At 64.6% G+C, this 6944-nt stretch carries 5 protein-coding genes; 3 read left to right on the top strand and 2 right to left on the bottom strand.

Annotated features, from left to right (window positions below):
* Positions 1 to 515: MBL fold metallo-hydrolase (locus ACFCU0_RS02415; RefSeq protein ID WP_434972067.1), on the bottom strand; the 515-nt coding region annotated here is incomplete at its 3' end.
* Between the two features lie 128 nt (positions 516 to 643).
* Here ACFCU0_RS02415 and ACFCU0_RS02410 point away from each other — a divergent pair.
* Complete coding sequence (locus ACFCU0_RS02410; RefSeq protein WP_434972066.1) at positions 644 to 2038, top strand: MBL fold metallo-hydrolase; 1395 nt, start codon at positions 644 to 646, stop codon at positions 2036 to 2038.
* A gap of 78 nt (positions 2039 to 2116) precedes the next feature.
* Here the strand turns inward: ACFCU0_RS02410 and ACFCU0_RS02405 are convergent, their stop codons facing one another.
* A complete protein-coding gene (locus tag ACFCU0_RS02405) occupies positions 2117 to 3325 on the bottom strand; it encodes a trans-sulfuration enzyme family protein (RefSeq protein ID WP_434972065.1) in 1209 nt (402 codons plus the stop codon).
* A 128-nt stretch (positions 3326 to 3453) separates the two neighbouring features.
* Between ACFCU0_RS02405 and ACFCU0_RS02400 the strand changes: the two genes are divergently transcribed.
* Entirely contained in the window at positions 3454 to 3930 is a 477-nt protein-coding gene (locus ACFCU0_RS02400) for an Lrp/AsnC family transcriptional regulator (protein WP_434972064.1), read from the top strand.
* Between the two features lie 93 nt (positions 3931 to 4023).
* On the top strand, positions 4024 to 6944 hold a 2921-nt coding region (locus ACFCU0_RS02395), incomplete at its 3' end, for an FAD-binding and (Fe-S)-binding domain-containing protein (protein ID WP_434972063.1).

Here is a 6944-nt window from a genome sequence, read left to right as displayed (position 1 = left end):
GTCCACCAGTCGAAGTCGAGCACACTCGCCAGCCCCCAGCCCCGGAGCCGGTCGGCACAGCCAAGCGGAGCGAGAAAAAGGGGCGAGAAGCGCTCCTCTAGGGTTTCGACCGACGGGCGGTCCAGGTGGTCGTAGTGATCGTGCGAAATCAGCACCGCATCGACGGGCGGCAGGTCGGCGATCTTCAGCGGGAGGCGGGCGAGACGCTCCGGGCCCGCGAAGGGGAGGGGACTGGCACGCATACCGAAGTGCGGGTCCGTCAGGATCGTCAGGTCGGGTGTCTGGACCACGGTCGTAGCGTGCCCGATCCAGGTGATCCGCATCTGGGCCGGCGGGTGAGCGAGGTCGATCGGCGTGATGGCGTGCGGGGGGACGTTCTGTTTGCCATTAAACAGGCGTCCAGCGAGCCATATGGCCACTTCCAGCGAGGAGGCCTCGCGAGTCGGAGCGTCCGGGTTTCGAAACCCGTCGGCCGTATGATGACGCCGGGACGCACGGTCGTATGGGTGCGGCATGAGGGTGGGCGGAGTAGGCAAGGGACGTAACGGCTGGACAACAAACGAGGGGAACCGTATGTTCTTGACCGGTTGTAAGTGCGATCCTTCCACCTCCCACTCTTTTCTCGTTTCTTCCCTGTTCGTTTATGGAATTTATCGCCCTGGGCGAAACCGATGACGTCGCAGCAAGCTGCCATTTCTTGAACATCGACGGCACCGGCGTGGTGCTCGATGCGGGCGTCGATCCCCGAACGGACGGACCTGAATCGCTACCCGACTTTGACCTGGTGCACGGCCACCGGGATCGGTATGTCGACCATGCGATCATCACGCATGCGCACCACGACCACATCGGCAGTCTGCCGGTTCTGATCCGCGAGTTTCCGCATCTTCTGGTGCACATGACGGAGGCGACGAAGCGGCTGATCGAGTTCTTGCTGCCAGCGTCGGCTCGACTGCAGGAGCGAAAGCTCTACAACGGGGAGACGGAGCACGAGCCGCTCTTCAGCGAGGATGAGCTGAGTTTCCAGAGCCACATCTACCTGACGCACGCCCTCGAGGAGGACTTCGACGTGACCGGTACGCTTGGCAACGCCCGGATCAAAGCCCGCTTCTACACGGCAGGGCATATCCTCGGGTCGGTTGGCGTGCAGCTACGATTCGTCGAGAAGGGCGAGCCGCGCCGAGTGTTTTACACCAGCGACACTAATATGCGGCCGCAGTCCATCATTCCGGGAGCCGCGTACCCGTCGTCGACGGATGTCCTGATCCTGGAGTCGACTCTCGCCAATGACGAGGAGGCGGAGAAGACGGACCGCGAGACCGAAACCGCCCGGTTCCGGAACAGCGTGAAAGAGGTCATGGATCGGGGCGGGACTGCGCTCGTTCCGGTGTTCGTGATGGGGCGCGCGCAGGAGACGCTCGCTCTCATCGATGAGATGAAAAACGATGGCGTCATTGATGCCGACATCCCGGTCTACACGGCGGGATCGATGCGGGCCATTGCCGATCTGTACGATAAGACGAGACGCTCGACGCCCCGCCTTGATTCTGAGTTCAAGGTGTTCGACGTGGAGCAGTACCGCATGCCCCGGAGCGAGGACGCCAAGGACGACGCGCTGGACGGTCCGTGCATCGTGGTGGCGAGTAGCGGGATGATGTTCGAGCCAACGCTGTCGAACCGGATCGGGCGCCGGGTGGTCGAGAACGAGAACGACGCCATTCTCCTTGTGGGCTACTCAAAGGAGGATACGGCGGCGGCGCGACTGCAGGAGGCGGCCGAGCAGGGCAAAGGCACGGAGGTCGTTCTACACGAGGCGACCGGCCCCCAGCCTGTTCACTGTACGGTAGATCGGTTCCGGTTCAGCGGGCACAGCAACCGTCGCGATCTCCTTCGCGTCGTCGAGAGCATGGAGCCGGAGAAAGTCGTCCTGGTACACGGCGAACCGGACGCGCGCGAGTGGATGCGAGACCGAATCAAGGACGCGCACCCCGAGATCGAGGTCTTCGTGCCCGAGGGTGGAGAGGTTTTGGATTTGTAGCACCCGACGTGTAGAGCGTCCGCAGGTGGATCCGTAGCGCGCCTCCGGTCGGGAAGAGCGTATGCGGCGTCCAGCGGCTCAGCAGCGTGTCTCGAGAGCCGCAGAAAGGTCGTCCCACAGGTCGTCGGCGTCTTCCAGCCCCACGGACAGGCGGAGGAGTCCGGGCGAGATGCCATGATCTTCCTTGGCTCGCTCGTTCACGACACCGTGGGTGAGCGACGCGGGATGTTGAATCAGGGTGTCGACCGAGCCGAGGCTGACCGCCGGTGTGATCAGGCGGACCGATTCAACGACGAGGCGGGCCCGATCCTTCGATCCGACGTCCAGGGCGATCATCGTGCCGGCGCCGCTCATCTGTCGGGCGAACACGTCGTTCTGACGGTTGCGACCCGGCATGTGGACGTGGCAGACATGCGAATGTCCGTCGCACCGGTCGGCGAGTTCGATTGCCGTGGCCTGGGCTCGTTCGACGCGCCCGGGGAGGGAGGGAAGGCTCCGGTGGAGAAGGTATGCTGCCAGCGGGTGCAGCAGCGCTCCGGTGGCCACGCGCACGTGGCGCAGCCGTTCGACCCACTCCGGTGCATCGGAGGAAACAACGCCGGCCACCACGTCGCCGTGGCCGCCGAGAAACTTGGTTGCGCTGTGCATCGAGAAGGTGGCTCCATGATCGAGCGGCCGCTGAAGGACCGGCGGCGCGAAGGTGGAGTCGACGCAGACCGGGACGTCCCCTGCTTGCTCCGCGACGTGGGCAATGTCGACGAGGTCGAGCGTCGGGTTCGCCGGCGTCTCGATCCAGATCAGCGCGGTTGCGCGAGTGACGTGCGCCCGGATGTTGTCCGGGTCGACCCACCGGACGGGCAAGCCCAGAAGCCCACTCGACAGCAGATGATCGCCGGTGCCGTACATCGGGCGAACGGCGATGACGTGCGCGTTTTCGCCGCGACCGGCCTCCACCACAGCGCTTCGGGCTGCGAGAAGCGTCGCGGTCATTGCCGCCATGCCAGACCCGAAGGCGACGCAACCGTCCGCGCCTTCCAGTTGGGCGATGGCCGTCTCTGCATGTGCGACCGTGGGATTGTGCAGTCGGGCGTACACCGGTTCGTCCTCGTCACCGTCTTCTCCCCGCGCGAAGCTGGCGATGCTCTCTCCTGCCGCGTCCATGTTGGAAATCGGGTAGGTGCTGGACAAATCGATCGGGGGAGCGTGGAGTCCGGCTCTGCGGATGGGTGTCCGCCCGGCATGGACCGCGTCGGTTCGAGTGGGCGGCGAGGCGGCGGCTTCAGACATGGTGGAAGCGCAGGGTTCGTGAGGAAGACGTCTCGATCAGCGATGAACTGGATTCGATTCCATTCTGTATCCTACCTTCCGATACGACGCATGTCAATAAAACCGAATACGATTCGGAAAACAAGACGATGGCGCGACTGGACCGAACGGACTTCCGAATTCTGCGGGAGATGCAAAAGAATGCTCGTATCCAGAACAAGACGCTCGCCCGTCGGGTGGGGATTGCCGAGTCGACGTGCCTGGAGCGCGTGCGGTCGCTCCGTGACGATGGGGTGCTGACCGGTTACTCCGCAGAGGTGGATCCGGCCGCCGTCGGCATTCACGTACAGGCGATGATTGCCGTCCAGCTGGAGCGCCACTCCCGCGAGACGGTCGAGCGCGTCCGGGCGCGGGTCTTCGATCGCCCCGAAGTCGTGGCCGTTTATCATGTGGGCGGCCGGACCGACTTTCTCCTGCATGTGGCGGTTCGGAGCTCCGATCACCTTCGTGACGTCATCTTGAGCGCGTTCACGTCCCACGATGAGGTGGCTCAGGTAGAGACATCGCTCATCTTTGACTATCATCGGGCGGAGACGTGGCCGATCTATCCGCCCGAGGCCCGATAGCGCATCGCGGATCAACCCGCGGTTGCCGGAGTGCCACACCCACACGCCATCCGCCGGCTCTCGGCGGTGCTCTGACGGACGACGCTTTCCGGTATGCCCACGACGATCTCGCCCCCTTCGCCTGCACGTACGCCCTCTGTGTCGGAGTTTGCCGCGACGCTCGATCCGAAGATTGAGGGATCGGTTCGTACGGACGACATGACGCGGGCGCTCTACGCGACCGATGCCAGCATGTACGCCATTGAGCCGCTGGCGGTGATGGTGCCGAAGACGGTCGCGGATGTGCAGCAGGCGGTGGCCGTGGCCCACGACTTTGGCATCCCGATTCTTCCTCGCGGCGGCGGGTCCTCGCTGGCGGGGCAGGGCGTGAACGAGGCGCTGGTGATCGATTTCTCGAAGCATCTGGACGCCATTCTCGACATCGATCCTCACGCGCGGACGGCCCGTGTGCAGCCGGGCGTGACGCTGTCGACGCTGAATGACGCGGCGGCCCGGTACGGGTTGATGGTCGGGCCCGACCCGGCGAGCGCCAACCGGGCCACGCTCGGCGGCATGCTCGCCAACAACTCCACTGGAACGCACTCCATTCGCTACGGCAATTTCGTTCATCACGTCCGCCGCGTCGACGCCCTGCTGGATGACGGCACCCCGGTCTCGTTCGGCCCGCTCGACCATTCGGGGTGGCAGGAGAAGCTACGCGGCGAAGGGCGAGAGGCGTCGCTCTACCGGGAGATCGATGCATTCATCGGTCGGCACCGGGACACGATCCAATCGGAGACGCCGTCCCACTGGCGGCGCAACAACGGGTACCGGTTGGAAACTCTCCTGAACGAGGAGCGGAATCTGGCGCGCCTCCTGGCGGGAAGTGAGGGTACGCTGGCGGTGGCGACGGAAATCACGCTGGATCTCGTGCCGCGTCCGTCGCACACGGGCCTCGGCATCGTCCACTTCGAAACGCGTGCTGAGGCGCTTGATGCCGTGACCGAAGTCCTGGAAACCGATCCGTCCGCGGTTGAACTCTTCGACGGGGTTGCGATCGAACGGACGCGCCAGACACCCGGGTACGGCGAGCGGCTCACGTTCATCGATGGTGAGCCGGGGGGCGTGCTGATCACCGAGTACGACGGCGATGCGAACGCCAACCTTGCCCGGAAGCTCGATACGCTTGAGGATCTGATGGCGACCGGTCCCGCCACAGGGGTCGTGCGTGTGACCGAGCCGAAGGCTGTGGACAACGTGTGGTCCATCCGCAAGGAGGGACTCGGGCTGGTGATGGGCGTGAAAGGCGAATACAAGCCCTGGGCGTTCATCGAGGACGCCTCCGTTCCGGTTGAGAATCTGGCTGCGTACGTGGAGGAGTTGTCCGCCTTCATCGATGAGACGGAAACGCGGGCGGTATACTACGCGCATGCTTCTGCGGGCTGTCTCCACATTCGTCCGTTCATCAACACGAAGGACGAGGCCGAGGTCAGGAAGATGCAGCGAATCGCTGAGGGTTCGCTCGACCTCGTGAAGAAGTACGGCGGCTGCGTGTCGTCGGAGCACGGCGACGGGATCGTTCGGGGATGGGCAAATCCGGAGATTCTGGGAGAGGATCTGTATGCGGCGTGCTGCGAGATGAAGAAGATCTTCGACCCGACCAACGTGTTGAATCCGGATCGCGTCGTGAATGCGCCGCCGATGACCGATCATCTGCGGATGGGGCCGTCGTACGACACCATGTCGTTCGACGCGCAATTCGACTGGTCCGCCGAGGGCAGCTACGCGGCCGCCATCGAGAAGTGTAATGGCAACGGCGCCTGCCGCAAGCTCGGGTCGGGGACGATGTGCCCAAGCTTCATGGCTACTCGAGAAGAGGAGGACTCGACGCGAGGCCGGGCGAACGCGCTTCGCATGGCGCTTTCGGGCGACCTCGATCGAACGGAGCTGACGGGCTCGCGAATGCACGAGGTCATGGATCTGTGCATTCAGTGCAAGGCGTGTAAAACGGAGTGTCCGTCGAATGTGGACATGGCGAAAATCAAAACGGAGTGGCTGAACCACTACTGGAAGGAGAACCGGATGCCGATCCGGACGAAGCTGTTCGCCCACCAGCCTGAGCTTGCGCGATGGATCAGCGGGTCGCCGCTGGCATCGGTGGTCAACTGGACGGGACGGCAACGCTGGCTGCGGTCCGTCGGTGAGTCCGTCCTTGGCGTAACGGCGGATCGAGAGCTACCGCCCTTTGCCCGCACGACGTTCCGCCAGTGGTTTTTGCGTCAGACGTGGCCGGAGCGGGGACCGCGCGTGGTGATGTTTTCGGATTCCTTTACCAACCATCATGCGCCGGACGTGCCCCGGGCCGCGGCGACATTTCTGCGGGCGACGGGACACACCGTCGAGCTTCCTGGGCCTAGCGTGTGCTGCGGGCGAACCTATCTGTCGAAAGGGGCGATCCACGACGCGCAGGTCCGGGCACTCAAGACGGTCGAGACGCTCTTTCCGTACGCGGAAGCCGGGGTCCCAATTGTCGGACTGGAGCCGAGCTGCATCCTCACGCTTCGCGACGAGTTCCTGTCGCTCCTGCCGGGCGAGCCGCGCGCTGAGCTTGTTGCGGACGCGGCGATGACGTTCGACGAGTACGTGGATCGGCGAGCCGATGCCGGGGCGTTCGACGACGTCCGGTGGCAGCCGGCGACCGATCGCGTGATGCTGCACGGCCACTGCCATCAGAAGGCGCTGATCGGGACGGCAGCCACCGAACGCGCGCTATCGCTTCCGGGCTATGCGGTGGAGTCGGTGGACGCCGGATGCTGCGGCATGGCGGGGGCGTTCGGCTACGAGGCGGAGCACGTCGACGTGTCGCGCCGCATGGGCGAGCTTCGCCTGGCGCCCGCCGTTCGTGAGGCAGCCCCCGATACACTCATCGCCGCGACGGGCTTCTCCTGCCGCCACCAGATCGACGACCTGACCGGGCGTACCGCCCGTCACCCGGCGGAAATTCTGCTGGAAGCGCTGGGGGCGCAGCCGTCCGA

The sequence above is a fragment of the Longibacter sp. genome, assembly GCF_051155795.1.
Taxonomy (GTDB): domain Bacteria; phylum Bacteroidota; class Rhodothermia; order Rhodothermales; family Salinibacteraceae; genus Longibacter.
This window is presented reverse-complemented; position numbering and strand designations above follow the sequence as displayed.